Origin of the sequence: Collinsella sp. AF19-1LB (genome assembly GCF_003459655.1) — a bacterium.
Taxonomy (GTDB): Bacteria; Actinomycetota; Coriobacteriia; order Coriobacteriales; family Coriobacteriaceae; genus Collinsella.
In genome coordinates, this window is the sequence record NZ_QRWO01000008.1 from 1 (window position 1) to 26,176 (window position 26,176).

Annotated in this window: 24 protein-coding genes; 4 read left to right on the top strand and 20 right to left on the bottom strand. The window is 57.5% G+C overall.

All coding sequences use genetic code 11. The features are described 5' to 3' along the window. The first annotated feature begins 136 nt into the window (after positions 1 to 136). The gene (locus DWX39_RS03315) at positions 137 to 1,003 is read left to right on the top strand and encodes a DegV family protein (protein ID WP_117758506.1); all 867 of its coding nucleotides are present in this window, start codon (positions 137 to 139) and stop codon (positions 1,001 to 1,003) included. 72 nt (positions 1,004 to 1,075) lie between these two features. On the opposite strand, the gene DWX39_RS03320 is transcribed toward DWX39_RS03315, so the two are convergent. Both DWX39_RS03320 and DWX39_RS03325 read right to left on the bottom strand, forming a co-directional pair. After that, entirely contained in the window at positions 1,076 to 1,687 is a 612-nt protein-coding gene (locus DWX39_RS03320; protein ID WP_199411438.1) for a DUF1836 domain-containing protein, read from the bottom strand. A 154-nt stretch (positions 1,688 to 1,841) separates the two neighbouring features. Beyond that, positions 1,842 to 2,780 (bottom strand): NAD(P)/FAD-dependent oxidoreductase, encoded by a 939-nt coding sequence (locus DWX39_RS03325; protein WP_117758507.1) that lies wholly within the window; start codon positions 2,778 to 2,780, stop codon positions 1,842 to 1,844. Between the two features lie 118 nt (positions 2,781 to 2,898). On the opposite strand from DWX39_RS03325, the gene DWX39_RS03330 reads away from it, so the two are divergent. Beyond that, positions 2,899 to 4,200 carry a glycosyltransferase gene (locus tag DWX39_RS03330; RefSeq protein ID WP_117758508.1) on the top strand — a complete coding sequence of 434 codons (1,302 nt, stop codon included), beginning with the start codon at positions 2,899 to 2,901 and terminating at the stop codon, positions 4,198 to 4,200. A 393-nt stretch (positions 4,201 to 4,593) separates the two neighbouring features. On the opposite strand, the gene dut is transcribed toward DWX39_RS03330, so the two are convergent. From dut to DWX39_RS03345, 3 genes are read right to left on the bottom strand one after another with little or no spacing between them, the layout of a single operon-like run. Then, positions 4,594 to 5,037: a dUTP diphosphatase gene (gene dut / locus DWX39_RS03335; RefSeq protein ID WP_117654786.1), complete on the bottom strand. Its 444-nt coding sequence runs from the start codon at positions 5,035 to 5,037 to the stop codon at positions 4,594 to 4,596. 4 nt (positions 5,038 to 5,041) lie between these two features. Further along, positions 5,042 to 5,485 carry a transcriptional regulator NrdR gene (gene nrdR / locus DWX39_RS03340; protein ID WP_022093781.1) on the bottom strand — a complete coding sequence of 148 codons (444 nt, stop codon included), beginning with the start codon at positions 5,483 to 5,485 and terminating at the stop codon, positions 5,042 to 5,044. Positions 5,486 to 5,536: 51 nt separating this feature from the next. Next, positions 5,537 to 5,986 (bottom strand): LysM peptidoglycan-binding domain-containing protein, encoded by a 450-nt coding sequence (locus DWX39_RS03345; protein WP_158561607.1) that lies wholly within the window; start codon positions 5,984 to 5,986, stop codon positions 5,537 to 5,539. A gap of 163 nt (positions 5,987 to 6,149) precedes the next feature. Here DWX39_RS03345 and lexA point away from each other — a divergent pair, with 163 nt between their 5' ends. Next, positions 6,150 to 6,794, top strand: a complete 645-nt coding sequence (gene lexA / locus DWX39_RS03350) for a transcriptional repressor LexA (protein WP_147336370.1) — start codon at positions 6,150 to 6,152, stop codon at positions 6,792 to 6,794. After that, entirely contained in the window at positions 6,794 to 7,498 is a 705-nt protein-coding gene (locus DWX39_RS03355; RefSeq protein WP_089573371.1) for a heparan-alpha-glucosaminide N-acetyltransferase, read from the top strand. Before lexA ends, DWX39_RS03355 begins: the two co-directional genes overlap by 1 nt. Here DWX39_RS03355 and hflX read toward each other — a convergent pair. From hflX to DWX39_RS03430, 15 genes are all read right to left on the bottom strand, one after another. Continuing rightward, entirely contained in the window at positions 7,483 to 8,772 is a 1,290-nt protein-coding gene (hflX, locus tag DWX39_RS03360) for a GTPase HflX (RefSeq protein WP_117654789.1), read from the bottom strand. The genes DWX39_RS03355 and hflX overlap by 16 nt on opposite strands. Next, positions 8,772 to 9,710, bottom strand: a complete 939-nt coding sequence (miaA, locus tag DWX39_RS03365) for a tRNA (adenosine(37)-N6)-dimethylallyltransferase MiaA (RefSeq protein ID WP_117654790.1) — start codon at positions 9,708 to 9,710, stop codon at positions 8,772 to 8,774. The genes hflX and miaA overlap by 1 nt, the downstream gene beginning before the upstream one ends. Beyond that, positions 9,710 to 11,080, bottom strand: a complete 1,371-nt coding sequence (gene miaB, locus DWX39_RS03370) for a tRNA (N6-isopentenyl adenosine(37)-C2)-methylthiotransferase MiaB (RefSeq protein ID WP_117758510.1) — start codon at positions 11,078 to 11,080, stop codon at positions 9,710 to 9,712. Before miaB ends, miaA begins: the two co-directional genes overlap by 1 nt. Before the next feature lie 45 nt (positions 11,081 to 11,125). Then, the gene (locus DWX39_RS03375) at positions 11,126 to 11,443 is read right to left on the bottom strand and encodes a stage V sporulation protein S (protein ID WP_006235982.1); all 318 of its coding nucleotides are present in this window, start codon (positions 11,441 to 11,443) and stop codon (positions 11,126 to 11,128) included. 74 nt (positions 11,444 to 11,517) lie between these two features. Beyond that, positions 11,518 to 12,603: an ATP-binding protein gene (locus tag DWX39_RS03380; protein ID WP_006235981.1), complete on the bottom strand. Its 1,086-nt coding sequence runs from the start codon at positions 12,601 to 12,603 to the stop codon at positions 11,518 to 11,520. A gap of 1 nt (position 12,604) precedes the next feature. Beyond that, positions 12,605 to 14,155, bottom strand: a complete 1,551-nt coding sequence (gene rny, locus DWX39_RS03385) for a ribonuclease Y (protein ID WP_089573375.1) — start codon at positions 14,153 to 14,155, stop codon at positions 12,605 to 12,607. Positions 14,156 to 14,412: 257 nt separating this feature from the next. Beyond that, positions 14,413 to 15,105, bottom strand: a complete 693-nt coding sequence (locus DWX39_RS03390; RefSeq protein ID WP_089573376.1) for a regulatory protein RecX — start codon at positions 15,103 to 15,105, stop codon at positions 14,413 to 14,415. Positions 15,106 to 15,116: 11 nt separating this feature from the next. Continuing rightward, positions 15,117 to 16,265 carry a recombinase RecA gene (gene recA / locus DWX39_RS03395; RefSeq protein WP_022094695.1) on the bottom strand — a complete coding sequence of 383 codons (1,149 nt, stop codon included), beginning with the start codon at positions 16,263 to 16,265 and terminating at the stop codon, positions 15,117 to 15,119. Positions 16,266 to 16,522: 257 nt separating this feature from the next. Then, positions 16,523 to 17,053 carry a CinA family protein gene (locus DWX39_RS03400; protein ID WP_117758511.1) on the bottom strand — a complete coding sequence of 177 codons (531 nt, stop codon included), beginning with the start codon at positions 17,051 to 17,053 and terminating at the stop codon, positions 16,523 to 16,525. Between the two features lie 12 nt (positions 17,054 to 17,065). Then, positions 17,066 to 17,614 (bottom strand): CDP-diacylglycerol--glycerol-3-phosphate 3-phosphatidyltransferase, encoded by a 549-nt coding sequence (gene pgsA, locus DWX39_RS03405; protein WP_231500751.1) that lies wholly within the window; start codon positions 17,612 to 17,614, stop codon positions 17,066 to 17,068. Between the two features lie 99 nt (positions 17,615 to 17,713). After that, on the bottom strand, positions 17,714 to 19,063 hold the full coding sequence (gene rimO / locus DWX39_RS03410; RefSeq protein WP_117758512.1) for a 30S ribosomal protein S12 methylthiotransferase RimO: 1,350 nt from the start codon (positions 19,061 to 19,063) through the stop codon (positions 17,714 to 17,716). Between the two features lie 27 nt (positions 19,064 to 19,090). Next, positions 19,091 to 19,588 (bottom strand): YajQ family cyclic di-GMP-binding protein, encoded by a 498-nt coding sequence (locus DWX39_RS03415; protein ID WP_117758513.1) that lies wholly within the window; start codon positions 19,586 to 19,588, stop codon positions 19,091 to 19,093. A gap of 26 nt (positions 19,589 to 19,614) precedes the next feature. Then, a complete protein-coding gene (locus DWX39_RS03420; protein WP_117758514.1) occupies positions 19,615 to 21,126 on the bottom strand; it encodes a RodZ family helix-turn-helix domain-containing protein in 1,512 nt (503 codons plus the stop codon). Beyond that, positions 21,126 to 23,903: a DNA translocase FtsK gene (locus tag DWX39_RS03425; RefSeq protein ID WP_233508847.1), complete on the bottom strand. Its 2,778-nt coding sequence runs from the start codon at positions 23,901 to 23,903 to the stop codon at positions 21,126 to 21,128. Before DWX39_RS03425 ends, DWX39_RS03420 begins: the two co-directional genes overlap by 1 nt. 1 nt (position 23,904) lies before the next feature. Then, positions 23,905 to 25,575 (bottom strand): ribonuclease J, encoded by a 1,671-nt coding sequence (locus DWX39_RS03430; RefSeq protein WP_117758515.1) that lies wholly within the window; start codon positions 25,573 to 25,575, stop codon positions 23,905 to 23,907. Positions 25,576 to 26,176 lie beyond the last annotated feature (601 nt).

Sequence of the window (26,176 nt, forward strand, 5' to 3'; positions counted from 1 at the left end):
GTGGGAGGTGTTCGGATAAAGTCGATAATCAAGGCCATAAAATCAGGATGGCTATCTAGTATTCAAAACTAGATAGCCATCCAATCAATCAAAAAGATGGCTATAATTGTTGGGGAACAATTAGAAAGGACCCTCAATGAGCTGGGCACTTATCTCCGATTCGAGCTGCAATCTTCGCGATTGGCAACCAACCGCACCTCATACCACCTTTGCATTTGCACCCCTTAAGATCCGAGTGGGGGAGCGTGAATTCGTTGACGACCTCTCGCTCGATGTTCACGAGCTTAATGTTGCCATTCAATCGGAAGCCGGCGCATCATCGAGCGCCTGCCCAAGCGTAGGGGAGTGGGCTGAGCTCTTTAAGCTCGCTGACAAGACGATTTGCATGCCCATCTCCGAGGGCGTCTCGGGAAGCTACAATGCCGCGGCCACCGCGCGTGACATGGTGCTTGCCGAAGAGCCCAACCGTCAGATTCATTTGGTTAACTCGCGAGCCGCAGGTGGCAAAATGGATCTGATCTTCTTGCTGTTCGACCGCTATCTTACGAGCAACCCGGATGCCTCCTTTGAGGACGCCTGCGCTTACTTCGATAGCTTGGAGCAGAACAGCAAGATCCTCTTTAGTTTGTGCAACTACGAAAACCTTGCGAAGGCCGGACGTATCCCTAAGGCGGCCGGCGTTATTGCTAACAAGCTCAATATCCGCATTTTGGGCACGGCGAGCGAAGCGGGCAAAATTGAACTCGTTGGGCACACCCGCGGCGAAAAGAAGATGCTCACCAAGATTGTCGACACCATGGAGGCCGAAGGCTTTACCGGCGGCGAGGTCGTTATCGACCATGTCGAGAATGAGGCGGGCGCCCAAGCACTTGCCAGCCGCATTGTGGAGCATTGGCCCGGCTCCAAGACGATTATCATGCCCTGTAACGGGCTAGATTCATACTATGCCGAGATGCACGGCCTCATTATCGGCTACGGTATGGGCGTGGCGTCGGGCCGATAATATCCAACTAGACAAACGTATGGGCGGGATAAGGAGCCATTGGCTCTTTATCCCGCCCATCTTATACCTCGGTTAGCTATTAAACCCATTGAACTTGAGATAGCTCATCAGATACGCCTTCGAAACGAAGGACGATACCGCACTGCGCACGAGCAACGATTCGCGCGTAACCTGATGTGCGGTATCGGGCACGGGAGTCTGCTCAACAGAAAACGCCGCACGAATCGATGCCTCGAGCTGATCGACAACATAATCGAAAGCCGTCGGAGCGTCGTAGCTCAAGCGCTGAATATTAAAGAGCGCCTGAACCGCAGCGATGGGCAGCACCTGCTTAAAGATACAAATGGCGATGAGACGCGCAATCTGCTCACGGCTATACTGCTTTTTAACCGGAGCAGGAACGAGGCCGACCTTTACGTAGTTATTGATCATCGATGGCGTGATAACGGGTTGCTCTACGCAAATCGAAAGCGGCTCCATCCACAGCGCAACATATTCAATAACCTGATCGCGATAGAGCGTTACGTTGGGCAGCTGGTCATAGCGTGGCAGGCTCAACGCGTTGAGTTTACCCACCATATCGGACTGAATAAATGCATCCGGCAGAACCGTCGGCTGAATATCCTCAGGCTTAATGCTGACCGACGTATCGGACATCGGGATAACATGTTTAGCATGGTTCATAAGAGGCCCCCGTTCGTTTTCTATATTGTATTCTAGGTTATATAGTTTTGCATACTACATAGCCGCAAAGTAAAAGTGGTTGGACGGCACATTGATGCACTGTCCAACCACTATGTTTAAAGATAGCAACCTTACATAAGATATATTATCGTACTTATCCACGGAGAAACGCGTATGCGCTCGTTGCCGCTATGGCTCCGTCCGAAACAGCGGTCACAACCTGGCGTAAACGTTTGGAACGGATATCGCCAGCGGCAAATAGACCTGGCGTGCGGGTCGCCATGGATTCATCAGTCAGAATGCCGCCATCAGGCGCCAGATCGACTAGATGCTCAACAAGCTCGGTATGTGGCTGCGTCCCCGTAAAGACAAAGATGCCAAACGAGCCGGGCTCAAATGACTCGGCATGAGTTTCCCCAGATGCATTGTCCTTAAAGGTAATCCTTGTTGGCATGGCTTCGCCCGATAGCTCCACAATACTAGTTTGGTACCTAACTGTAATATTGTCCTTTGCGAGTACTTTCTGAACAACACCATCCGGCGCACGGAACTGGTCGCGGCGCAGCACGATGGTCACACTGCTGGCAATGTCGGACAGGAACAGCGCCTCTTCGCATGCCGAATTGCCACCACCGATTACAAAAACCTGCTTGCCGCGGAAAAACATGCCGTCACATGTTGCGCAATATGAAACGCCACGACCGCGATACGTATCCTCGCCTGCGAAACCTGCCGGACGCGGCGTGGCACCCATGCAAGCGATAACGCTCGAGGCCAGCGTATCGCCCATATCGTGATGCACCGTAAACAACGCTGCATCGGCATCGTAATCGATACCCGTAACCATGCTCCATGTAACCTGTGCTCCCAGGCCCTCTGCATGCTGCTGAAAACGCTCGCCGAGTTCGGCGCCACTCAGGAGCGGGAAACCCGGATAGTTCTCGACCTCATTGGTTGTGGCGATCTGCCCTCCCGACATGCCCTGCTCAATCACGGTCGTCGTAAGGTTGGCACGCGCAGCATAAATGGCGGCAGCATAGCCCGCGGGGCCGCCACCGATAATCGCAACATCGATCGGCTTATCGGTAGTCATGAAGCGTCCTTTCGTCGAAACGTTGTCGTTCTTTGCGCTCGTACCCAAATTTACGTGAACGTGACACTCATGCACTACAATGATAAATCCGTATTACAAAGCTGAAGGGGAGTTATCGATGGACCAGGCGCAGACGAGTGACGACGCTCCCCTGCTCACGCACAGCACTCCCCAATCGGAGCAAACCACGCTCCTGGCTCAGCAAAAACCTCTCGTGACCATCGTGCACGCCTCCGTTGGCTCGGGCCACAAGGCCGCCGCAAATGCGATAGCGCAGGCATTCGACCTCATCCGCGGCACCAATGGCATCCCCGAGGATATTGAGATTGAAGTGCTCGATATCCTTGATTTTGGACGTATTAAATTCGACGGCAATAAGACCGCGGCTTCTTTTACGGGAGCCACGCGCCCCATTTACGACCTGACCTGGCGATATACGCTTACGGGACATCTTCTCTGGGGTGGCGGAACGGCATGGTCGCGAATTATGTTCCCCGCCTTCAACGAATATATTCGTAGCCGCAGGCCCATAGCCGTGGTTGCAACGCACATCACAGCAGCCAATGTTGCCGTGGGCGCCCGCGTAATTACGGGTATCGATTATCCGGTCATCTGCGTACCGACCGACTACGAAGTCGAGGGATGGTGGCCCCACAAGGACACCGATTTATTCTGTGTTGCCAACGAATTTATGGCCGAAACGCTGCGTCCGCGCAAGGTGCTCGAGACAAAGATTCGCATTACCGGCATTCCTATTCGCACCGGATTCGACACGGATTACGATCGCGAGGAAGAGCTAGCTAAGTTCAACCTCCCCACCGACAAGACCGTCGTGCTGGTAATGGCCGGTGCCAGCTTGCCTCAACCGTACGTTCGCTTTCGCGCGGAGATGGACCGCACCCTCCCCTTCCTACGCAGCTTCGAAGACATGCACTTTGTCTTTTTGCCGGGCAAAGACACCGAATATGCCACCCGCCTCAAAACGCTCTTCGACGCCATGAAGCTCGAAAACGTCACGGTTCTGGACTATGTCGATGATATGGCAGCGCTTATGCTCGGCTGCGACCTGGCAATTCTCAAATCGGGCGGACTCACCGTCACCGAATGCCTGTGCGCACACCTGCCGATGATCCTGTTGGGCAAGTCCTATGGCCAGGAAAAGGCCAACACCACCATGCTCACCGGCATGGGCGCCAGCATGCATGTCACCACCGCACGAGAGCTCATCGTGACGTTGCGACATCTCCACGATCATCCTGAGTCGCTCAAGGCACTGCTCATCAACGGCGAAGTACTACGCCGCCCCCACGCAGCCGAAGACATAGCCATCGCAACCATGGAGCTCGTAGGCAAACCCCAAAAGCGCAAACGAGCCTTCTGCCGCTTCTACTGGGGCGGAAAACCCGCGCACATCCGCTAGCGTCTTAATTTCCGCTTGCCTGCGGGAGGCCCCTATATATCATCCCGTGCTCAAACATTCTCGCTTCGCTGCGAAACTGCGCGCGGGACGATATATAGGGGCCTCCCGCAGGTAAGCTGCGTTAACGTACCAGCGGCTATACCAGATTCCCCACCAGTAGAATCTGCAAAGGGGAACCAGAAAATATAAATACAGTAAGTCGATGCGACAAAGGAGGCGTCCCTTCATCGCATCGACTTACTAGAAAAGTAAATATTGTTTCAAGCGAGTAGCCGCCCGCCCGGGGCTTACCTATATCGTTCCACGCGCAGTTTCGCAGCGAGCGAAGCGACGCGAGAATGTTTGAGCATGGAATGATATAGGTAAGCCCCGGGCGGGAGGGATACGGGCGCCCTAGGCGATGCCGCTGGAGCCGAAGCCTCCTTTGCCTCGGTCGGTTTCGTCTAGTTCTTCTACTTCTATGAGATTGACCGTGGGGACTTCTTGGATGACGAGTTGGGCTATGCGGTCGCCTTTATTGATTTGAATGTTATTGGAGGGATCCAGGTTGATGAGGATAACCTTGAGTTCTCCTCGGTAGTGGGCGTCGATGAGGCCCGGCGTATTGACTATAGACAGGCCCTGCTTGATGGCCAAGCCGCTGCGGGGCTGGACGAAGCCGGCGTAGCCATCGGGCAGGGCGATGGCCAGCCCCGTAGAGACCAGACGGCGTTCGAAGGGCTTCAGGACGCAGTCTTCGTTGGAGCGTAGATCCAAGCCGGCATCGGTGGGATGGGCGTATTTGGGAAGCTCGAGGGTGGGGTCGAGACGCTTTATGTTGACGGTAATGTTGGACATGGAATCACCTTAGCTTGTCGAGCTCTTGCAGAAATTCATCGACGTCTTTGAAATCGCGGTAGACCGAGGCAAAACGGATGTACGCAACCTTGTCGATCTTGGCCAAGCGCTTGAGCACCATGTCACCCAACTCATGGGACGTGACGGCCGTCAGCGTGCGAGAGCGAAGCTCGACCTCGATGTCATCGATAATCTCATTGAGCTTCTTAGTGTCGATATCGCGCTTGATGGTGGCGCGCATCAAGCCGACAAGAAGCTTATTGCGATCGAACCGCTGCTTAGTTCCATCTGACTTAATGACCTCGATAGGGTCCTCGCATCGCTCAAACGTTGTAAAGCGGTAGTTACACGAGCAACATTCGCGACGGCGCTTAATGGTGTTATTTGACTCCTGCATACGGGAATCAACGACGCGGGTATGTGCCTTGCCGCATTTGGGACAGCGCATGGTACCTCCTCTTAAACGATAACAAGGGTACCATGCGCAGCGCGATAATGATTACGAACGAGCAGGAACCTTAAGATGCGCACCGGCGGCGAGCGAACCATGCTCCAGATGATTGACGCTACGGATCATGTCGGAAGTCTCTTGCGTGGAAAGGCCTTCGATTGGATATTCTTCGGCAAGCGACCAAAGAGAATCGCCAGGCTGAACGCGAATGGTCTCGTAGGTAATGTTGGAAACGGACTCGGCATACGCGGCGTGACGAGCGCTAAAGACCGACATAGCGAGGACAAAGAAGAGCGTAAGCGCAACGGCGACGGCGACAATCGTCGGAACCTTCAGGGCAACGCGGGCCGGCGCGACTACAGCCTGCTGATTGCGCGCAGGCTTTACGGTCAAAGGCTGAAAGCCGGAGCGGCCACCCTGAACAACCGTAAAAGTGGGTTCTGCAGGCGTCTCGAGCTTAAGGGCGAGGTTTCCCTGGACCATATTCGTTACGTTCATCATGTTCTCCTCTCGCGTGTTTTGCTGAGAACAGTTTTATCAAGCCGCGCGGACAAAAATGTCTAGCGCGAGAACGAATGTTCGGTTATTATTATCTTCGAACAGTTGTTCCTGTCAAGCAAAATTCGAACATTTGTTTGACATGGGTAGAGAGGATGCCCTGATGGCTCGCAAAATTACCAAGCGTCAGCAGCAAATTTACGACTTCATCAAGGAATATCAGCAGGAGAAGGGTTATCCGCCCAGCGTGCGCGAGATGGCTTCTGCCGTGGGCCTTTCCTCCCCCAGCACCGTGCACGCCCATCTCTCTGCCCTGGAGGCGCGCGGGCTACTCAAGCGCGATGCCACCAAACCGCGCGCCCTGGAACTCTTTAACGAGGATGGTTCCTCTGTCTCAATTTCCAAATCTGACGAGCCCACCGCACCTCGCGGAACGGTCTCGCTACCGCTCGTTGGTCGCGTCGCGGCTGGGATTCCCATTCTGGCAGAGCAGAATATCGAAGACACGTTTACTATCCCGACCGAAATCGTCACTGATCAGGGTTCCTTTATCCTTGAGGTGCATGGGAGCTCAATGATCAATGTCGGCATCTTCAATGGCGATTACATCATCGTCCGTGAACAAAAGAGTGCCATGAATGGCGAAATTGTCGTGGCCATGATTGATGGTTCGGCGACCGTCAAGACGTTCTACAAGGAGCAGGGGCGTGTGCGCTTGCAGCCCGAGAACGACACTATGGAACCTATCTATGCAACGAATCCCGTTATCCTGGGCAAAGTCGTCGGCTTGATGCGCCGGTTCTCGTAATGCAAAAACGCATAACCATCTTTGATACCGTCCGCGGGTTTACGATGATTTCTATGGCAGGTTTTCACGCTTGCTATGATCTCGCCTACCTGTACGGCTGGGATATGCCTTGGTTTACCCAGACTGTCTTTCAAGACGTCTGGCGAGCCAGCATCAGCTGGGTATTTTTGTTTATCGCGGGTTGGATGTGCACGCTCTCACGCAACAATGCCAAACGAGCGGCTAAGTACGCTGCCGCAGCTTTGGTCGTCTGGATCGCAACAACGCTCGTATCGGTCGACGATTCAGTGAACTTTGGCATCATTTATTGCATGGCGGTGTGCACCGCGGTGGTTGCGTTCACCCGTCCGTTACTCCAAAAATTACCGGGCTCATGGGGCATCGCAGCGTGCCTTGTTCTTTTTGCCCTAACCTGGGGCATTCCAAAGGCGGTCTACCCACTCCCCTACCTGGCATGGCTTGGATTCCCAGGCCCGGGTTTTGTTTCGGGAGATTACTATCCGCTCATACCGTTTGTCTTTATGTACCTTACCGGCTTTTTTGCTGCCCAGGCAGCACAAGCATCAAGTCTCGAAGCGCCAGCATGGGCATACGCCAATCCTATCCCGGCGCTCGCAGTCCTGGGTCGGCATGCCTTACCGTTCTACCTGCTCCATCAGCCAGTCATTCTAGGCGTGCTAGAAATCGTTTATTCCGTACGATAGCGCTCGAGCCGCGGTGCAATACGAGCCGGCAACTTCGCCACAATGCGAACGCCGTCCTCGAGATATTCCTCATGCAGAAGGGTTCCCTGCTCATGCACCAGCGTGATGAGAGCGCCCTCGCGATACGGGATATCAGCGGAGAGCAACACATCGGTGGCAGCTGCCTCGCGAGCAATCCGGTCGACGAGATCGTCGAGCCCCTCGCCCGTTTGGGCCGAGAACAGAACGGCCTCCGGATAGCGACGACGGAAACTCAATCGATCGACGCTATCGAGAAGATCGATTTTATTGAATACGGTCAGCGTTAAACGCTCTCCGGCGCCGATCTCATCAAGCACGCGGTCGACAGCCTCCAGCTGCCGCTCATAGTCCTCGTCAGACGCATCTACGACTTTGAGAATTAGATCGGCACCCAAAACCTCGGACAGCGTCGATTTAAAGGCATCGACCAGACCATGCGGCAGCTTTTGAATAAAGCCGACGGTATCGGTAATCGTCATGCCGCGACCGCCGGGCAGACGATACGAACGCGTCGTCGGGTCGAGCGTAGCAAACAGCTTGTCCTGCGAAAGTACCGTAGAGCCGGTCAGACGATTGAGCAACGTCGATTTACCGGCATTGGTATAACCGGCCAACGCGACGCGAAACGCCGGTGACTCAATGCGACTCTTGGATTGAACATCGCGACGCTGTTCAACCTGCTTGAGCTCACGACGAAGCGCAGCGATCTTATTACGAATAAGGCGACGGTCGACCTCGAGCTGACTTTCGCCCTGACCAAAACGTGAGCCGATGCCGCCGCGCGTCTGCTCCTTGGCGAGATGGCTCCACATGCCACGCAGGCGAGGCAACAAATATTGAAGCTGTGCCAGCTGTACCTGCAGGCGTCCCTCACGCGTCTGAGCATGCAGGCCAAAGATATCCAGGATCAGTGCTGTACGATCGATAATCTTTACCGGCTCGCCCACAGCTTTCTCCAAATAGGATTGCTGCGAGGGCGTCAGGTCGTCGTCAAAAATAACGACATCGGCATCCATGCGATGCACCAGGCCGCACAGCTCTTCTACCTTGCCGGAACCGATAAACGATTTAGGATACGGCTTTACCAAACGCTGCGACAAGCGTGCCACGCACTGAGCACCAGCTGTGTGGGCAAGACGCTCCAGCTCATCAAGCGAGCGATCGAGCGGCCATGCATTGTCGCGCCACTCAACACCAACTAAAATGGCACGCTCGGGCTCGGGTGCCGTGGGAACAAGGGGGAAACGGGCCATTAGGCAGCCTCAATACGATGCAGGATATCCTCAACGACCTCATCGATCGTACATTCATCCATATCAAACCACACGATACGGTCATCGCGCTTAAACCACGAAAGCTGACGCTTGGCATAACGACGCGAACGCATCTTAATGAGTTCGCGAGCCTCATCCATGCTCATCACGCCATTGAAAGCATCAATGATCTCTTTATAGCCAATTGCCTGCATCGACGTCAGGGCATCTCCCAGCCCCTGGCCCATAAGACCGCGGACCTCATCGACAAGACCCTGCTCAAACATCAGATCGACGCGCTGGTTAATGCGCTCGTAGAGCACCTCGCGATTACGCGTCAGACCAAACCATAGGGCATGATAATGCTCGTGCGGAACACTAAACTGCGACTTTTGCTGCGCATAGGAGACGCCATCATCATGCATCTCGAGCGCACGAATCACACGGCGCACGTTATGGGGATGAATAACAGCAGCCGATTCTGGATCGCGCTCGGCAAGCAAGGCATGCAGTTCTTCCTCGCCAATACGCTCGGCAAGCTCCTGATAGCCCGCACGACGATCGTCCTCAAGTTCACCCGAGGGAAAGTCCATCTCATCGAGGGCGGCCTTGAGATACAGCCCCGTACCTCCGCAAAAAACCGGCAGGCAACCCGAACCAAGGAGACGTTCAACATGCGCGCGAGCGTCGGCCTGATAAAGCGCAGCAGAATATGCCACACCCGGCTCTACAATGTCGACGAGACGCAGCGGCGCCGTGCACTCATCGGGCACCATCTTTGCGGTACCGATGTCCATGCCGCGATAGATTTGCATCGCATCGCACGACAGCACTTCGGACGAAAGACGAGCTGCCAAACGGTCGGCAACATCACTCTTACCAACCGCCGTCGGACCGACGATCGCAACGGCGGAAAGACCTGCCCCGGGAGAAACCATTAGCGCGGCTCGCCCACAACGGAGCCGGACAAATACCAGGTCTTGGCAACGTCAACGTCAACATCAACGATCTTACCAACAAGCTGATCGATGCTGTAACCCTCGGGGATAGGCGCATGCACGGTCTGATTCTTGGGACTCTTGCCCAGCAGGACCGCGTCGTTCTTTTTACTCGTTCCCTCAATGAGCGCCGGAACCACAGTATGAAGCTCACCCTGGTTATACTCGTGTGCCGTGGTCTCGATAACCTTAACCAGACGGTTGAAACGCTCGAGAATAACCTCATGCGGCGTAGGATCGTCAATCTCGGCGGCCGGGGTACCGGCGCGCTTGGAATAGATGAAGGTATAGGCCTGAGCATAGCGGACCGTCTCGGCAAGTGAGAGCGTCTGCTCAAAGTCTTCTTCAGTCTCACCCGGGAAGCCAACGATAATGTCGGTCGAGAGCGCGATATCGGGCATGCGGTTGCGAATGCGATCGACAAGGCCCAGATAGTCCTCGCGTGTATAACGGCGATTCATCTCTTTGAGGATCCGCGTCGAACCTGACTGGACGGCCAAATGCAGCTGCGGCATAACGGCAGGCGTCTCGGCCATGGCGTCGATGGTCTCGGGCAACAGGTCCTTGGGATGCGAAGACGTAAAGAAGATGCGCTCCACGCCCGTATCGCCCACGGCACGCAGCAGATCGGCAAAACGCGGCTTGCCAAACAGATCGCGACCATATGAGTTAACGTTTTGGCCCAGCAGCGTAATCTCACGCACGCCCTGGCGCACCAAACCGTTCACCTCGTCGACAATCTCCTCGAAGGGGCGGCTCTTTTCGCGACCACGCACGTACGGCACGATGCAATAGGTGCAGAAATTATTGCAGCCCGTCATGATGGGCACCCAGGCGTGATACTGAGTCTCGCGATGCCACGGCATGCTCATGGCATCCGTATCCTCATGCTCATTGGTACGGATATGACGCTTGCCATCAAGGAACGCCTCGGCAATGAGCTCGGCCACATGCGCGATGGAATGCGTGCCAAAGATGACATTGACGTTATCGACGTTGGTGAGCAGGCCCTCGCCATCGCGCTGCGCGATGCAACCGCCAACGGCAACCACGCGCTTGCCCGAAGGCGAAGGCGGCAGGCTTTTGCAGGAATTGCACTGACCGTACAGGCGAGTATCGGCGGCCTCGCGCACGCAGCACGTCATGAAGACAACGATATCGGCATGCGCGGGATCGAGCGCCATGAGGCAGCCATACGAATCAAGCAGACCGCTCACACGCTCGGAGTCGTGCTGATTCATCTGGCAGCCAAAGGTGCGGATAAAGTAGGTTTTACCGGCAAGAATATCGCGTACGGAACGCTGGTCCATGTGCATAAGTCCTAACGATGGGGAGCGAAACGAGGCAAGCAGAAGCTATGCCACAGGCTTAACATCATCCATGACGACGTTATCCATAGCAGCTCGATTGATCTGGTGAACGTAGATAGAAAGGCGGATGGCCGTGCGCGACTCCCCGTTAATGAGGATGTCGGAGAACACGGGCGCGCAGGAAATATCAAAACCGGTTGGAATCAAAAAACCGCGCGCGATAGCAACGGCCTTAATGGCCTGGTTGACGGCACCGGCGCCGACACACTGGATGTTGACGGGTACACCATCCTTGACCATGCCGGCGATGGCGCCGGCAACGGACGCGGGCGATGATTTGCTTGATACCTTCAGGCAATCCATGAAGAAACTCCTGCATTTAAAAGTACGTTTTAACTGCAATAACTGTATCGTACCGAGTGGACTCGGTAAAGGCACTATTCCTCTTTGGCAAGATCAAAGGTCACGGTGATTCGATCACGCGAAACACGGATCTTTGGGTCGCCGCAAAGGTTGAGATAGTACCGGGCGGCAAGGTCATTAAAGTCGCGTTCCACAGCGCGCGAAAACTGTGCCATGTCATCCTTGGCAATACGTAGCCCGCGACGATCCTTCGCGAGATCGACAGGAGCCGGCGCATGCGAGGACGAATCACGCTCGCGCAGCAGACGCGCGGTCACACCGCGAACGGGCTTAATCTGCCCTGCCAAAATGCGATGGGCCGTGCGCTCGGACATCTCAAGACCCAAACCCGAACAAATACGGATAAAGTCCTCGGCATCAGAAGCAAGGCCTAAACGATCGACAACCGGAAGCTCGCTCTCGTCATCAATGAACAGGAGACGAGACGTATCGAGCCGACTTGACGCCTGAGCATAAAGGGTCGCGGCAATCTCAGACGGAGAACCAAGATAGACATCGCAACCACGCAACTCCTCGAGCGCAAACTCACAAGCAGCGCGAATAATATTATGTGGACCGCGAGCGCAGACATAACGTCCGTCCTCATCCTTGACGGCCTGGGGCCAGCTGGACTGATCGGCACGCTCACTGAGGCGGTCGGCCGCAACGCTCACCTTGAAGGCTGAACCAAGATCGACGCCGGACGTGACCACACGGGCCTCGTCGGTGTTCTGCTTAATCGAAAACAATGCCATGCCACGACCGTGAACGCCCCAACGGTCCATCTTCATGCTCTCGAGCTTGGAGGTAACGCGGGCATCAAAGATTCGCTCTTGCATATCCTGCGGAACGCCCGAACCGTTATCCAGAAAGACAAGCGTGCGGACGCCATCTTCCTTGGTCGTGGCGAGATAGACCTTGTCGGCGCCGGCATCGCGAGCATTACGGAGCATTTCGATGACGATGTCCTCGACATGCTGAATGTCGTGCTTAGCCTGGCGCCGCTCGGCCTCCGAAACGCGGAGGCGGACATACCCCTCGCCAAGGTTCTCCTCGACGCGAAGGTTGCCCTCCCCCGACATCGACGCGATAAATGAGATGAGCTCGTTCGCGTCGCTCATGTTATTTAGCGATATCGACAGCGCGGCTCTCGCGAATCACGACAACGCGCACCTGACCGGGATACTCCATCTCTTCCTCGATCTGATGGGCGATATCGTGAGCCAGAACCGTGGACTGGGCATCGGAAATCTTGTCCGGCTGGACCATGACGTGGACCTCGCGACCGGCCTGCATGGCATAGGTACGTTCGACGCCGTCATGGGAGTTGGCGATCTCCTCGAGCTTCTCAAGACGCTTGATGTAGTTCTCGGCAGACTCGCGACGGGCACCGGGGCGAGAGGCAGAGACAGCATCAGCGGCCTGCACCAGGACATCGAGTACCGTGTTGGGGTCGACATCGGCATGGTGAGCCTCAATAGCGTGGACGATAACGGGCTTCTCGCCATAACGGCGGGCAAGCTCGGCGCCGATGACGGCATGCGGGCCCTCGACGTCGTGGTCGATTGCCTTGCCCAGGTCATGAAGCAGGCCGGCGCGCTTGGCGGTCACAACGTCCAGGCCAAGCTCGGAAGCCATCACGCCGCACAGATCAGAGACCTCGAGGGAATGCTGAAGCACGTTCTGACCAAACGAGGTACGGTAGCGCAGGGCACCAAGGGTCTTGACGATCTCGGGGTGCAGATCGTGGATGCCGGTATCGAAGGCAGCCTGCTCGCCAGCCTCGCGCACGCGCTGCTGAACCAGGTCGGCGGCCTTGTGATACATCTCCTCGATACGGGCAGGGTGAATGCGGCCGTCGGCGATGAGGTTCTCGAGGGCGACACGGGCGGTCTCACGACGGACCGGGTCGAAGCTCGAAAGAACGACTGTCTCGGGCGTGTCATCGATCACGAGGTTGACGCCGGAAACCTGCTCGAAGGTCCGGATGTTGCGACCCTCGCGACCGATGATACGGCCCTTGAGGTCATCAGAGGGAATGTGCACGGAGGTAACGGTGACCTCGGCAGTGTGGTCGGCAGCGCAGCGCTGAATCGCCAGAGACAGAATCTCCTGGGCGGTCTTGTGGCACTCGGCGCGAACCTGCTGCTCGGACTCGCGAATGATCGTGGCGGCCTCGTGGGTGACCTCGCCGCGAACCTTATCGAGGAGCTCCTTGTGGGCGTCCTCGCGGGTAAGGTCGGCGATACGCTCGAGCTCGGAAGTCTGCTTTGCACAGAGCTCCTCGAGCTCACGGGAGCGCTTCTCGACCTGACCGGCCTGGCTGGACAGCTGATGCTCGCGCTTGTCGAGAGCGTCGTTGCGGCGATCAAGGGATTCCTCGCGCTGCATCACGCGGTTCTCGAGCGTACGAATCTCGTTCTTACGCTGCTTGTCCTCGGCCTCGGCGGCCTGCTTGTTCTTGATGATCTCCTCTTTAGCCTCGAGCAGAGCCTCTTTTTTGAGGGTCTCGGCCTGACGCTTAGCATCACCGATCAGGGACTCAGCCTGTGCGTGTGCCGACTGGATTTTTTCGTCGGCCTCGTGAAGACTACCCTGCTTGGCGGTGCGCATGTAGGCAATGGCGGCGATGGCACCCAAAACGATGCCAACGAGCGCTGCGATGATAGGCATGCTCACTCCTTTTTATGGATTCGTTACACAACAAAGCGAACCGTCCTTACGAACGGCTCGCGACATTTGAGTAATATGGGCGCAGCTTATGCGGGTCGGATACAGATAAACATATAAACAAACTCATCACAGATGAGCACATATCACAAAGCAAATGACGCTGTTTATCGTACGTTGAACCACAACAACTGTCAAATAAATGCCCCCAACACGGCGGCTAAAACACGGTGAGCGGCAGGGCCACAAAACGCATACGCCTAAACCGCACATTCCTCGCGTTCGGCATCGAGACGTGCCTTAACGGCATCGGCGGCGATATGATACGAGAAGCCCTTGCCCATCAAAAACCGAACCAGTTTTTCGAATCCGCGCGTCTCTGGAACACGCCGCTTGGCGAGCAGGGCTGACGCACGCGCCAAATCGTCTTCGACGGCAAAATAATCCTCGGGATAACCGGGAATGTCATCGAGCACGACATGACGGCGCTTGAGCTCGGTCTCGATTTTGCGCTGTCCCCAACCGCGCCGCTTGCGCTCCTCGATAAAGTACGAGCAAAAGCGGTTCTCGTCTAAAAAGCGATACTCGGTGGCGCGCTCGACGGCGAAATCGATCGCGGTCTGGTGAAAGCCGTAGCGAGCCAGCTTGTCACGGACCTCGCCCGTCGCATGGTCGCGGCGCGATAACATCTCGGTCACCATGGTAAGTGCACATTTACGCTCGACGAGCTGCACCGCCTCACGAAAGTTGTCCCAATCACAGGGAAGATCGGGGCGGTTTTTGACATACAGGCGCGCGACCCGCACGGGAATCCAAATGGACCGCTCAAAACCGCCCTCAAGCTCACAATCGATATGTGCGCAAGGCTTTTTGGACGCATACCCGCTCGAGAACGAGGAGGCCGCCTTCTTATCGGGAAAGACGACCGTGGCCTCGGTCACCGTATACGACATGAGCGTAACCGCTACTCGTCGTCATCATCGAGCATGGCGGAACCATCGATGGCGTAAAGCTCGTCAAACTCCTCAGGCGCAGGCTGATCGGTCAGCTCGACCTCGGATGGAGCATCGTCGTCAAACTCAAGCCCGCAGGCAAGGCGGACCTTATGCTCAATCTCGTCGGCGCAATCAGGGTGTTCGCGCAGGAACGCCTTGGCGGCCTCGCGACCGTTGCCGAGCTTGTCCTCGCCATAGGCAAACCAGGAGCCCATCTTCTTGCAAATGCCGCACTCGACAGCCATGTCCAGAATCGAGCCCTCCTTAGAGATGCCCGTACCGTACATGATGTCGAACTCAGCAGAACGGAACGGAGCTGCCACCTTGTTCTTAACGACCTTGGCGCGCACGCGGTTACCGATAACTTCATCCTTAAGCTTAATGCTGTCGATGCGGCGAATGTCGATACGCACCGAAGAGAAGAACTTAAGGGCGCGGCCGCCCGTCGTGGTCTCGGGGTTGCCGAACATGACGCCGATCTTCTCTCGCAGCTGGTTAATGAAGATGCATGTCGTGTTGGACTTGGACAGCGAGCCGGCGAGCTTGCGGAGGGCCTGACTCATCAGACGAGCTTGCAATCCGACCGTGGTATCGCCGATCTCTCCCTCGATCTCGGCACGCGGGGTCAGCGCGGCGACGGAGTCGACGACGATGGCATCGATGGCGCCGGAACGCACGAGCATGTCAACAATCTCGAGCGCCTGCTCACCCGTATCAGGCTGGGAAATCAGTACCTCGTCGATATCCACGCCAATGCGCGCGGCATACGTGGGATCGAGCGCGTGCTCGGCATCGATAAATGCCACCACGCCACCCATTGCCTGGGCTTCGGCCAGGATCTCGAGCGAAAGCGTCGTCTTACCGGAGGACTCAGGACCGTAAATCTCGACGATACGGCCGCGCGGCACACCGCCGATACCCAGAGCGGCATCGAGTGCCAGAGCGCCCGTGGGGATGGCCTCAACCTCAAGCTCGGGGCCGCCGTCACCATACCTCATGATGGAGCCTTGACCGAACTTCTTCTCGATCTCGGCCTTGGTGGTGGCGATCATCTCATCGCGCTCTTTACCCGTCGTGCGAGCATGAACGGTACGTACGGGACCTGAATTCTTGGCCATGAATAGCCCTCCTCTTAACAACCTGCATCGATAATAAACGAACGGCTGTTCGTGGTCAACCGTTCAGGCCAATCATATGCAGGCAGTCTTTCCAAAACCCAACCAAACGCCGACCAAACACTGACCAAATGCTTGACCACAAAGGGGCAAATAAGAACAAGAAAGGCAAAAATACACCTATGACCAGCGCAAACGCTAAATTCGTCAGGGGTCCCCATCTCCACAATTAAGGGGCCCGAAGGCCCCTTAAAACACGTCTATTCCATAGAGTTAAGCACAAGGACAATGCGTCCCAATGCCTCCGCGACCGCATGGGCACGAACACACGAACGGTCGCCCTCATAGTGGCAGCGCACAGAGTCCACGACCGGCACTTCCCCATCAGCCGCGCGATACGCCCAGCCAATATAGAAAGTGCCAGCCGGATCGTCCTCAGTGCCGCCGCCGGGGCCGGCATAACCCGTTGCGCTCACTGCAATATCGCTCTGGTACAGCTCCAGCGAACCCGCCGCCATCTCGCGCGCGGTCTGATGCGACACCGCGGTATAGCGGTCGAGCGTCTCCTGATCAACGCCCAAAACGCGATGCTTGATCTCATCGCAGTAGGTCACCGCACCGCCACGCAGCACCGCCGAGGCGCCCGGGATATCGGCAATCGTCGAGGCGATCATACCTGCCGTCAGCGACTCAGCCGTCGAAACCGTCACGCCCCGAGCGCTCGCGCGCTCGACAATATGACGCGCCAGCTCCTCGTTATGTGCGGAAATCTGCTCAAAAGAGTCCGTCATACCCACCAGGACCTAGACCGAAAAGACGATCTTGCGGCAGTTCCAGAAGTACTGGGCGCCCGAGATAACGGTCAGGACAACGGCAACGGCGTACAGGAAGCGCGACACCGAGTAGATGCCGAGCGTCAGCGCCAGCGGGCCAAGGTGCAAGCCGGCCATCGCAAAGACGCACAGGTAACCGCAGATGGAGACCATCGTAGTCGCCGTCTTGTACTTGCCAAGCTTATCGGCGGCAACGACCACGCCGGCGGCACTCGCGACCATGCGAAGGGCGCTCACCAGAAGCTCACGGAACAGGATAATGAACACGGACCACACGGTCACAGCGCCAAAATCCAAGAACAGCAGCAGAGCCGAGAACACCAGCAGCTTATCGGCGATGGGGTCCAAGAACTTACCGAAATCGGTAATCTCGTTGCGCGAGCGCGCCAGATAACCGTCGACCTTATCGGTGCACGACAGGATAACATACAGAATGAAGGCAGCGGCGGCGAGCGGGCCGTCGAAGGTGCTCCAATCTGTACCGGCAACACTCGTGTGAGAAAGCGCCGACACGATCATGAACACCGGGATAAAGACGATGCGAACGCACGTCACGATGTTGGCGGGCGTCCAAACACTCGTCAGTTCCTTATTGCTCTCGTTTGCCACGATGCTCTCCTACTCCACAACATGGCCGATAAGCTCATAGCAGAAGCTATCGGTAAACTCGACCGTCAGAATATCGCCCACGGACGCCTCGCTGGCGTCCAAGTGCACCGCGCCATCGGAATCGGGCGCCTGGAACCAAGCATGGCCGATCAGCTCGGCGCCGTCCTCGGTCTCCTCGATGCCGTCGACGATCACCTGGGCGCGCTCGCCCACATGTGCGGCGGTGGCGGCAAAACCGAGCGACTCGGCCAGGTCCATGGCCTCCTGGGCGCGCTCGAGCTTGACCTCCTCATCGACCTGACCCTCCATCTTGGCGGCCAGGCTGCCCTCCTCCTGCGAGTAGGCAAAGACGCTCGTGTAGTCAAAGCCGACGGTGTCCATAAAGTCGATAAGGTCGCGGAACTCGTCGTCGGTCTCGGTCGGGAAGCCGACCATGGCCGTGGAACGGATCACGATGCCGGGGATACGCTCACGCAGATCGCGGAACAGGTCCTCGAGCTCCTGGCGCGAACCAGAACGGCGCATAGCCTTGAGGATGCGCGCGTCGCAGTGCTGCACGGGGATATCGATATAAGGCAGCACCTCGGGCGTATCGCGAATCGTATCGATAAGCTCGTCGGTCATGCCCTCGGGCTGCAGATAGAGCACGCGGACCCAGACGTTGTGCGGGCGCACGGCCTCGGCGACGGCATGCAGCAGCTGCGCCAGATTGCGCGGCGAGCCATCGGTGACGTCTTCGTCGGCAAAGTCGGTGCCCCAAATACCCGTGTCCTGGCCAATCAGCACGATCTCGCGCACACCGCCGGCAACCAGGTCGCGTACCTCGGAGATAATGCTCTCGGCATTGCGCGAATGATAGCGACCGCGAATATAGGGGATCATGCAGAAGCTGCAGAAGCGGTTGCAGCCATCGGAAATCTTGACGTAAGCAACAGCGCCCTCGACAGTGCGCTTTACTTGCGGAATATAGGCAGCGATCTCACGCTCGACACCCAGCACGCCATCGATGACCGCCACGATGCCGTCCTCCTCGTCGGCCTTCACAAAGGCAGCGACCTCGGGCAGCTCGTCAGGCAGGTCGTCGCCATAGCGCGACGGCACACAGCCGCACATGACGATGGGACAAGAACGAACGCCGTCCTGAACCTCGTTGGCGAGCTCGAGCGTGGTCTCGATGCTCTCGGACGTTGCGGAGGCGAGGAACGAGCATGTATTGACGATGGCGATATCGGCATCCTGTGAGTCGAATGCCTCCTCGTAGCCCGCGGCGGTCAAAAGAGAACGCATGCGGTCGGTGTCAACCTCGTTCTTAGCGCACCCGAGGGTGATGTAGAGCACGGAGCCCAACGGTGTATCCATGTTGGAGAGCAGTCCTTTCGAATGATATTAGCGGTAGTTGGTGAACTGCAGCGGCTGGCCGTAGTCCTGGTCGCGCAGGAACTGGATCACGGTCTGCAACGCGTCCTTCGAAGCAGAGGAAACACGCAGCTTGTCGGCCTCGATAGTCACCTTGACCTTGAGCTTTTGGTCCTTGATGTCCTTGTTGATCTTCTTGGCGGTCGTCTGGTCGATACCCTCGACGATATGGCCGAGCACGCGCACGGTGCCGCCCGATGCCGCCTGCGGAGCATCCCACGAGACAGCCTTGAGGTCGATGCCGCGCTTGATGAGCTTGGAGCTCAGCACGTCGATAATCTGCTTGGAGACAAAGTCGGCCGGGGCGTTGATCGTAAAGAGCTTGTCGCCCTTCGAAAGCTCGATCGTGGCGCCGGAATCCTTCAGGTCATAGCGCTGGGAAATCTCACGCGTGGTTTGCTGGAAGGCGTTGTCGACCTCTTGCATGTTGACCTCGGACACGACGTCGAAGCTGGAATCTTTAGCCATGATGTTTCCTTTCGCGTACGAGCGGCTTAGTAGCTATCGTACGAATAGTCGGTAGAATCGGTGGGCGTCTGGCCGTCAGTTGCGGTATCGGCGCCATCCGTGGACTGGGCATCGGTGCCGTCGGTGGTGTCGGCACCATCGGTGGTGTCGGTACCATCAGAACTTTCACCATTCTCGGAACCAGTCGTCTCCTTCTTGGGAACGGTGATCGTCACACGCGCCACGCCCGAGGTCTTGGTATCGTAACGGACCTTTTCGCCGTTCTTGGTAACGGTGACATCGGAAGGCTTGGACGTGGTGATCTCGATCGAGGACTCAGGCGTGTACTCCTGCTCAAAGGGGCCAGTCGCCTGGGCGCCATAGACCGACTTGCCATCGACCTTGACCTCAATCCAGGCGGTCTTTCCCTTGGCAACGGAGACCTTGACCTTCGTTACCTCGTTTTCTTCCTTTTTAGCCGTCGTCTTGGTGGCGTCCGAATCGGTCGACTCATCCGTCGCCTCATCGGTGTCTTCGTCCTCGTCGACCGTTTCGGTCTTCTTAGAAGACTTCTTGGGCGTCGTCTTGGTAGCAGTGGGCGTCTCGGGCGTGGTCTCGGGCGTCGAAGATGCGCAGCCGCGCAGAAGTACCACGATGAGCACGATCAGCAGCAACGCCACGGCACCGATGCCGGCGTAGACGATACGCGGATCGAGACCGTTGTTTTGAGGAGTACGGGAACCGCCGCGTCCACGACTGGAACTGCTGCGGCCGCCTCCCTGAGGCATACGACCACGATTGCTGTCGGAACGGCCGCGATAGCCACCCTGGCCCTGAAGGCTGCGCTGACCCGAGCGGGGCGCAAGTTCACCGCAGCCTTGATAGCCACGCTGGCCCGCACGCGGAGCCGAAGAGCGCTGGCCATACGGCTGTGATTGAGAGCGAAGACGCGGCGTCACCTGCGTGGCATCGGCGTCCGCATAGCCACTGCGAGAACGTCCGGTGGAGATACCACGGTGACCGCGATCGGAATAGCCGCCGTCGCCGTAGCCGGCACGAGGGTCACGCGCCACGCCGCGGGCAGCGGGAAGTGCACGGTCCTCGGGCATCGGCGTACTGCGGAACCGGTCACGCTGTGAGCGAATCTCCTCGCCCGAACCCGTCTCGGTAATATAGCCAGCCTGCTGCGGACGCTGACCATAACGCGTTGAGCGACCACCCTGAACCATCAGGAAGCGCCCGTTATCGACAGAGGAACGCGAATTGACATAGCCGGCGGCGTCCTGAAAACGACCGCCCTGCTGCGACGTCTCGCGTTCGTATGCCATCAGGTCGTCAAAGTAGGCATTGACGACCTCGCGCGGATTGAGGCCCAAAAAACGAGCATAGCTCGAAATCATGCCCTGCGCATAGCCGCGCGGCGGCATCGAAGCAAAGTTACCGGTCTCGAAAAACTCGATGATCTGCGGCCTGATTTTGATGGTGTTGGCGACCTGCTGAATGGAAAGGCCCATTCGGCGACGCTGCTCGAGCAGCATGTCACCAAAGCGTGCAGCCATCAGAATCCTCCAAACTCACGATCTTCACGTGCCATCTCGGCGTCGACAGATTCCAGCGCGGCAAGCCCCTCCTCGTCCAAAAGGACCTCGCGCGGCTTGGAACCGTCGGGCGGGCCGACGACACCCTTTTCTTCCAGCATGTCCATAATACGCCCGGCACGCGCATAGCCAACCTTCAGACGACGTTGCAGGCCAGATGTGGAGCCAAGCTGCGATTCCACCACAATATGGGCGGCTTCCCAAATGAGTGGATCATCGTCTTGCGGCTCGGTTACTCCGGTGCGGACAATGCCTCCGCCACCCGCCATGGACATGGAAGCGGGCGCCACGGCAGACAGGATCTCCTCGTGGTAGTCTGGCTCACTCTGCGACTTGACGAACTCGACAATCTCGTTGATCTCATCATCCGAGACAAAGCAGCCCTGGATACGGCGGGGCTTGCCCCAGTCGACCTTGGAGAACAACATGTCGCCCAAACCGGTGAGCTTCTCGGCGCCCATCTGGTCGATGATGACGCGCGAGTCGATGCCCGTGGCGACGTTAAAGGCGATGCGGTTGGTGATGTTGGCCTTGATGAGGCCCGTCACCACGTTGGAGCTGGGGCGCTGCGTGGCAACGATAAGATGAATACCGGCGGCACGGCCCAGCTGTGCAATACGCACGATCGAGGCCTCGACATCCTTACCGGCGACCATCATCAGGTCAGAGAGCTCGTCAATGATAATGACAAGGTAGGGCATCTTTTGCGGCGGATTGTCGTAATGCTCAAACTCGCCAGCAGCCTGCTTTTCGTTGTAGGTCGAGATCTTACGCACGTTGAGACGCTCGAAGACCTTCAGGCGACGCTCCATCTCGGACACAGCCCATTGCAGAGCGCTCGCGGCCTGCTTGGGCTCGGTCACCACGGGCACATAGAGATGCGGCAGACCGTTATAGCCCGCAAGCTCGACACGCTTGGGGTCGACCATGATCAGGCGAACGTCCTCGGGAAGGGCGCGCATGAGCAAGGTCGTGATGATGGAATTGATCATCACCGACTTACCAGAACCGGTCGTACCGGCGATCAACAGGTGAGGCATCTTGGCGAGGTCGGCGACAACCGGCGTGCCCTCGGCGTCGCGGCCGATGGCGAGCTCGAGCGGACCGCCCTTCACATAGGGCAGCACGTCGCCCAGATTGACGTTCTGGCGCTTGCGGTTGGGAATCTCGATGCCCACGAGCGAGGTGCCGGGGATCGGGGCAAAGATACGCACCGACTGGGCAGCGAGCGAAAGCGCGATATCGTCCTCGAGGCTCGAGATTTTGCTCACACGCTCGCCCTCACCGGGCTGCAGCTTAAAGGTCGTCACCGTGGGGCCGGCGATCCAGCCGACCACGCGGGCACTGCGGCCAAACTCAAGCAAGGTGGATTGCAGTGACTCAGCGGTCTGCTCCAGCTCCTTGTCCGAAGACGCAGCGGAAGCCGACTGCGGGTTGGCATGCAGGATTTCGAGCGGCGGAAGCTTGAGGCCGTCCTCTTCTTCGCCCTCGTTATCTGCGGCGCCGTCGTCCACTCCCCCATCACGAGCCGCAGCCGATTCGATAGCACTCGTGGCAGGCGCATCGGCAACCTTGGGATGCTTCAGGAAGTCGGGAATCTGAGGTGCGGCCGAGACGGGATTCACGGCAAACGGCGGCTCGGACTCGTCAATCTTATCGGGGTCGTCTTCCATCGAAAGCTGGCCGGTTACCTGGCCGCGCTTTGCATGGCGACGCGGCAGCAAAGTTGTCTTTGCGGTCTCAATCGGAGCCTCGTCGTCCTCGTCATCGCCCTCGGTAAGCTCAATCTCGCTATCGGACCAAGATGGGTCGGGCTCACTCGTATTAAGCTTAGGCGCAGCCTTGCCCTTCTTGACATGGCGACGCGGCAGCAGCGTGGTCTTGGCCCGCTCGGCATCCACGGCATCGGACACGTCAACAAACGGATCCTCGTCCTCGTCGTCATCCAAAACCGGGTCGACATCGCCACCCATGACCGTGGTCACCGCGGCGTCAGTCCCCTTCTGGCGCAGAATGCTAAGGTGCGGACGGGCGACGCCGGGAACCGACAGGGCCTCTTCATCGCCCCACGGGCTCGCATTGACATCGGCACGTCGACGCTCGGCAAAATCGGCAGCGCGATCGCGTGCGGAGCGCAAAACGCCACCCACCGAAAAGCCGATAATGACCAAACCAACGACGACAAGCCCCAGCAAGACAACCATGGCGATAGGTTTACCCAGGGCGTTTTGCAAGGCACTTGCGATAAAGGCGCCAATGTAGCCGCCCGACACGGAAAGGTTCTGCGGCGTAAACATAAGGTCGCACGAATCGCTCGTGCCCGGCACCATCAGCGAAAGAATGGAGACGACGGCGATAAAGACCAAGGCGCCGCCCGCAACAGAGCGCACGTTGAGCGGCGAGTCCTCACCCAAAAAGAGCGTGGCGGCAAACAGCAAGATGACGATCGGCAGCACGTAGGCGCCCAGACCAAAGCCCAGGTGGTAGAAACCGGCAACCGCAGCCGTCACGGGCGCTGTTGCCGGAGAGATCACGGCAATGAAGGACGCGATCGCCAAAACGGCGATGACCACACCGGCGATATCGCGATTGGCCGAAGGCTCGACCAAGGGCTCAAACTCATCAAACTCGGACTCGTGGCCCTTATTGGCACGCAGATGGGAACCGGCACCCTTAGCAGATGCCGGTTGGTTGTTGGCCTTATTGACTTTGGCGTTTTGTGCAGATCCGCGCGCCAAACTAAACCTCCATGACGACCGGGATGATCATCGGACGGGTGCGCGTACGGCTCCAGATAAAGTTAGAGAGCGAATCGCGCACGGCCTTGCGAATGGCATCGGAACCGCTGCTGGTAAAGCTAAACTTACCCTTCTCGATCGTCTTCATAATGGACGCGGAAGCATCCTCGGAGAACTGGTCGTCGATGGCAAACGAGACGCCGCGGCCCGAGAACTCGATGGCCTCGATCTTCTTGTGTTTGAGGGAGACGATGGCAACGGCCGTGACCATACCGTCGTTGGCGAGCTTCTGGCGATCGCGCAGGACGATGGGGTCGGTATCGCCGATGCGCAGGCCGTCGACATAGACGACGCCGGACTCGACGGGCGTACCGCGTTTGACGATACCGCCGCGCATCTCGAGCGTGTCGCCGTTATCGAGGATAAAGATATGATCGTCCTTGAGACCCATCTTACGGGCCAGCTGGGCATGGGCGCGTAGATGCACGGCCTCACCGTGAACCGGCATAAAGTACGTGGGCTTGGCCATGGCCATCAGGAGCTTGAGCTCCTCCTGGCTACCGTGACCGGAGACGTGGACGAGAGCGCGGTTCTTATCCCACACGTCGCAGCCGAGCTTGGCCAGGCTGTTGACGACCTGCTGGACGGCTTTCTCATTGCCGGGAACAGGAGTTGCCGAGAGGATAACGGTATCGCCCTCGTGAATGGAGAGCGTCTTGTGCTCGCCATTGGCCATGCGAGACAGGGCCGACAGCGGCTCGCCCTGCGAACCAGTGCACATGACGACGATCTTGTCGTCAGGCAGGTTATCAATATCGAAGGCATCGATGATATCGGCATCATCGATGTTGAGATAACCGAGCTCGCGCGCCACGCGGGTGTTCGTGAGCATGGAGCGACCGGTCACAACGACCTTACGGCCGCACTTGCGGGCGGCATCGCAGATCTGCTGCAAACGATGGATGTGGCTCGAGAACGATGCGACGAACACGCGACCCGGGGCGTTCTTGATGGCGTGCAGCAGGTTGGGACCAACCTCGGCCTCGGACTTGGTAAAGCCGGGAACCGTGGCATTGGTGGAGTCGGAAAGCAGCAGGTCGATGCCCTGCTTGGCAAAGCGGCTGATAGCGGCATAGTCGGGCGTGACGCCGTCGATGGGCGTCTGGTCGAGCTTAAAGTCGCCGGTGTGCATAACGGTGCCCTGGTTGGTGCGAATGAACACGCCCAGAGCGCCGGGGATGGAGTGCGTCATCGAGAAGAAGTCGAGCGAGATGCCGCCGAGGTTGACATGGCTGCCGCCCTTGACCTCGCGGAACTTGGGTGCGCGGATGCGGAACTCGGAAAGCTTGCCCTCGATAAAGCCAAGCGTCAGCTTGCTCGAGAAGATGGGCACCTTATTGTTGAGGTCCTGCAGCAGATACGGAAGCGAACCGGTGTGGTCCTCGTGGCCGTGGGTGACGACGATACCGCGGAGCTTCTCCTCGTTCTCTAGAACATAGGTGTAGTCGGGAAGCACCAGGTCGATACCGGGCTGGGAGTCATCCGGGAACATGAGACCGGCGTCGACGAGCACCATGTCGTCGCCGCACTCGAAGACCGTCATGTTCTTGCCGATGCCGTCAAGACCGCCGAGCGGGATGATCTTCAAGGGAGATGTTTTTTTAGCTGCCATAGGTTAGTGTGGTTTCCTTTCTTCGAAACGGGTCTGGAACAACCGACGGGGCGCTTCTGGCAAACCGACCGTCGGGAACGTACAAACATGCATCACAGAGTCGATGCAATAACCACAGTATGATACCCATTTGCCCACCAACAGACCACCCATGCATCAAAGCCCCATCCAAACCGGTCTATCCCGCCGGTTTCCCGTGGGGCGGGCACTGATGAAGTTTCCTGCTCTACAGTCCTGCTCACGACGGAGGCCACATTAAGTGGCCTCCTGTTCGTGCGGAACTCGCGATAAACTTCATCAGTGCCCGCCCCACGGGCAACCTGCCAAAAAGGGACAGGTTTATTTTGGTCGGTTTTATCTGGGAAGATGCTGCTGCGGCTATCTACAGATCTGAAATCTGACTACTGAATAGACTGTCTAACTAAATAGCGAGCGGCACTAACCAGTCCTTTTGCTTGCGCCCGGGAGGGCCGCATATGAAGTTTATCGCGAGTTCCGCACGCAAAGGAAAGCACTTAATGTGCTTTCCATCTTGCGCAGGACTGTAGAGCAGGAAACTTCATATGCGGCCCTCCCGGGCGCAAGCAAAAGGGCGACCCCT

What these genes read in the sequence shown, in the direction of transcription:
- DWX39_RS03330 (WP_117758508.1), top strand. Translation starts at nt 2,899, where the DNA reads ATGGACCAGGCGCAGACGAGTGACGACGCTCCCCTGCTCACGCACAGC.
- DWX39_RS03345 (WP_158561607.1), bottom strand. Translation starts at nt 5,986, where the DNA reads ATGAACGTAACGAATATGGTCCAGGGAAACCTCGCCCTTAAGCTCGAG.
- miaB (WP_117758510.1), bottom strand. Translation starts at nt 11,080, where the DNA reads ATGGACCAGCGTTCCGTACGCGATATTCTTGCCGGTAAAACCTACTTT.
- DWX39_RS03430 (WP_117758515.1), bottom strand. Translation starts at nt 25,575, where the DNA reads ATGGCAGCTAAAAAAACATCTCCCTTGAAGATCATCCCGCTCGGCGGT.
- dut (WP_117654786.1), bottom strand. Translation starts at nt 5,037, where the DNA reads ATGTCCAACATTACCGTCAACATAAAGCGTCTCGACCCCACCCTCGAG.
- DWX39_RS03400 (WP_117758511.1), bottom strand. Translation starts at nt 17,053, where the DNA reads ATGACGGACTCTTTTGAGCAGATTTCCGCACATAACGAGGAGCTGGCG.
- miaA (WP_117654790.1), bottom strand. Translation starts at nt 9,710, where the DNA reads ATGGTTTCTCCCGGGGCAGGTCTTTCCGCCGTTGCGATCGTCGGTCCG.
- DWX39_RS03380 (WP_006235981.1), bottom strand. Translation starts at nt 12,603, where the DNA reads ATGAGCGACGCGAACGAGCTCATCTCATTTATCGCGTCGATGTCGGGG.
- pgsA (WP_231500751.1), bottom strand. Translation starts at nt 17,614, where the DNA reads ATGATCGTGTCGGCGCTTTCTCACACGAGTGTTGCCGGTACAGATTGG.
- DWX39_RS03420 (WP_117758514.1), bottom strand. Translation starts at nt 21,126, where the DNA reads ATGGCTGCACGCTTTGGTGACATGCTGCTCGAGCAGCGTCGCCGAATG.
- rimO (WP_117758512.1), bottom strand. Translation starts at nt 19,063, where the DNA reads ATGGATACACCGTTGGGCTCCGTGCTCTACATCACCCTCGGGTGCGCT.
- DWX39_RS03375 (WP_006235982.1), bottom strand. Translation starts at nt 11,443, where the DNA reads ATGGATTGCCTGAAGGTATCAAGCAAATCATCGCCCGCGTCCGTTGCC.
- lexA (WP_147336370.1), top strand. Translation starts at nt 6,150, where the DNA reads ATGGCTCGCAAAATTACCAAGCGTCAGCAGCAAATTTACGACTTCATC.
- DWX39_RS03390 (WP_089573376.1), bottom strand. Translation starts at nt 15,105, where the DNA reads ATGTCGTATACGGTGACCGAGGCCACGGTCGTCTTTCCCGATAAGAAG.
- DWX39_RS03315 (WP_117758506.1), top strand. Translation starts at nt 137, where the DNA reads ATGAGCTGGGCACTTATCTCCGATTCGAGCTGCAATCTTCGCGATTGG.
- recA (WP_022094695.1), bottom strand. Translation starts at nt 16,265, where the DNA reads ATGGCCAAGAATTCAGGTCCCGTACGTACCGTTCATGCTCGCACGACG.
- hflX (WP_117654789.1), bottom strand. Translation starts at nt 8,772, where the DNA reads ATGGCCCGTTTCCCCCTTGTTCCCACGGCACCCGAGCCCGAGCGTGCC.
- DWX39_RS03415 (WP_117758513.1), bottom strand. Translation starts at nt 19,588, where the DNA reads ATGGCTAAAGATTCCAGCTTCGACGTCGTGTCCGAGGTCAACATGCAA.
- rny (WP_089573375.1), bottom strand. Translation starts at nt 14,155, where the DNA reads ATGCCTATCATCGCAGCGCTCGTTGGCATCGTTTTGGGTGCCATCGCC.
- DWX39_RS03325 (WP_117758507.1), bottom strand. Translation starts at nt 2,780, where the DNA reads ATGACTACCGATAAGCCGATCGATGTTGCGATTATCGGTGGCGGCCCC.
- nrdR (WP_022093781.1), bottom strand. Translation starts at nt 5,485, where the DNA reads ATGCGCTGTCCCAAATGCGGCAAGGCACATACCCGCGTCGTTGATTCC.
- DWX39_RS03355 (WP_089573371.1), top strand. Translation starts at nt 6,794, where the DNA reads ATGCAAAAACGCATAACCATCTTTGATACCGTCCGCGGGTTTACGATG.
- DWX39_RS03320 (WP_199411438.1), bottom strand. Translation starts at nt 1,687, where the DNA reads ATGAACCATGCTAAACATGTTATCCCGATGTCCGATACGTCGGTCAGC.